3 protein-coding genes are annotated in these 2,400 nt (G+C 68.1%); all 3 read left to right on the top strand.

The window, feature by feature from the left end:
* On the top strand, positions 1 to 644 hold a 644-nt coding region (locus tag WA944_RS18070), incomplete at its 5' end, for an AMP-binding enzyme (protein ID WP_526608274.1).
* A 1-nt stretch (position 645) separates the two neighbouring features.
* Positions 646 to 1,770, top strand: a complete 1,125-nt coding sequence (locus WA944_RS18075) for an acyl-CoA dehydrogenase family protein (RefSeq protein WP_526608281.1) — start codon at positions 646 to 648, stop codon at positions 1,768 to 1,770.
* 5 nt (positions 1,771 to 1,775) lie between these two features.
* Positions 1,776 to 2,400: acyl-CoA dehydrogenase family protein (locus WA944_RS18080; protein WP_526371580.1), on the top strand; the 625-nt coding region annotated here is incomplete at its 3' end.

Below are 2,400 nucleotides of genomic sequence, written 5' to 3' on the forward strand. Positions count from 1 at the left end.
TGCTGATCGAGCGGATGCAGAGCGAACTCGACATCGACATCGTGCTCACCGCCTACGGGCTGACCGAAGCCAGCGGCTTCGGCACCATGTGCCGCGCCGACGACGACGCCGTCACCGTGGCCACCACGTCCGGTCGGCCGATCGCCGACTTCGAGTTGCGGATAGCGGCGGTCGGCGGCGCCGAAACAGGTGAGGTGTTGTTGCGCGGGCCCAACGTGATGCTGGGCTACCTCGACGACCCCGAGGCCACCGCTGCCGCGATCGACGACGAGGGATGGCTGCACACCGGGGACGTCGGCGAGTTGGACGCGGCGGGCAACCTGAAGATCACCGACCGTCTCAAGGACATGTACATCTGTGGCGGGTTCAACGTCTACCCCGCCGAGATCGAGCAGGTGCTCGCCCGCCTCGACGGCGTCGCCGAGGCCGCCGTCATCGGGGTGCCCGATGAGCGACTGGGCGAGGTGGGCAAGGCGTTCGTCGTCGCATTGCCGGGCGCCGAGCTGGACGCCGACACCGTGATCGCCTTCACCCGTGAACATCTCGCGAACTTCAAGACCCCGCGGACGGTCGAGTTCCTCGACGCGCTGCCGCGCAACCCGGGCGGCAAAGTCGTCAAGCCGCAACTTCGTGAAAGGGCCTGAGTTGGACCTCACCTTCGACGACGCCACCCTCCAGTTCCAGTCGGAGGTGCGCGAGTTCCTCGCTGCGAACAAGCATTCGTTCCCGACGAAGTCCTATGACACCGCCGAAGGTTTCGAGCAGCACCGCCGCTGGGACAAGGTGCTCTTCGACGCCGGCCTGTCGGTGATCACCTGGCCGGAAGAGTACGGCGGACGGGACGCGACGCTACTGCAGTGGATCGTCTTCGAGGAGGAGTACTTCCGTGCAGGCGCACCAGGACGTGCCAGCGCCAACGGCACGTCGATGCTCGCGCCCACCCTGTTCAGCCACGGCACGTCCGAGCAGCTGAACCGGATCCTGCCGAAAATGGCAAGCGGTGAGGAGATCTGGGCTCAGGCCTGGTCGGAGCCGGAGTCCGGCAGCGACCTGGCGTCACTGCGCTCGACTGCCACCCGGACCGACGGGGGCTGGCTCCTCAACGGCCAGAAGATCTGGAGCTCCCGGGCGGTGTTCGGGGAACGGGCCTTCGGCCTGTTCCGGTCCGATCCCGAGGCACAGCGCCACAAGGGACTGACGTACTTCATGTTCGACCTGAAGGCCGACGGCGTCACCGTTCGGCCCATCGCCCAACTCGGTGGCGACACCGGTTTCGGCGAGATCTTCCTCGACGACGTGTTCGTTCCCGACGAGGACGTGATCGGCGGTGTTCACGACGGCTGGAAGTCGGCCATGAGCACGTCCAGCAACGAACGCGGCATGTCGTTGCGCAGCCCGGCACGCTTTCTCGCGCCGGCGGAACGCCTTGTGGCGCAATGGCAGGACAATCCCGACCCGGCGTTCACCGACCGTGTCGCCGACGCCTGGATCAAGGCCCAGGCCTACCGACTGCACACCTTCGGAACCGCCACCCGGCTGACAGCGGGCGGGGAACTGGGTGCGGAATCGTCGGTGACCAAGGTGTTCTGGTCCGACCTGGACGTCGCACTGCACCAGACCGCGCTGGACCTGCGCGGGGCCGACGGCGAAGTCGCCGATTCTGTGACCGACGGCCTGCTGTTCGCGCTGGGAGGCCCGATCTACGCGGGTACCAACGAGATCCAGCGCAACATCATCGCCGAGCGCCTGCTGGGCCTGCCCCGAAAGTAGCGATCGTGAACTTTGAGATAGACGACCAGCAGCGCGACTTCGCGGCCAGCATCGACGCCGCGCTGGGTGCCGCCGATCTTCCCGCCGCCGTGCGCGCCTGGGGTGAAGGCGACACCGCGCCCGGACGTAAGGTGTGGGCGCAACTGGCCGACCTCGGCGTGACAGCGTTGATGGTGCCCGAGAAATACGACGGCATCGAGGCCCACCCGGTCGATCTGGTGGTGGCACTGGAGCGGGTCGGGCGCTGGGGCGTCCCCGGCCCGGTGGCCGAGTCCATCGCGGTGGCGCCGATCCTGCTCGCCGGCCGGGCTGAGTGGGCCGAGCGCAGCGCCGCTCTCGCCTCCGGTGAGCTGATCGCGACGGTGGCGCTCCCACCGCTGGTCCCCCGCGCGGTCGACGCTGATGCCGCCGGCCTGATCCTGCTCGCCGAGGACGGACAGGTACGTGACGCAGCGGCCGGCGCCCGGCACGAATCGGTCGACATGAGTCGAAAACTCTTCGATGTCAGCGCCTCCGGCGAGGCCCAGTCCGCCGATGTGGCCCGCGCCTTCGAGTTCGGCGCCCTGGCAACCGCGGCACAACTGGTGGGCGCAGGACAGGCGATGCTGGACGCCGCGGTCGAATACGCCA

It is taken from the genome of Mycobacterium sp., assembly GCF_049683355.1.
Classification (GTDB): Bacteria; Actinomycetota; Actinomycetes; order Mycobacteriales; family Mycobacteriaceae; genus Mycobacterium.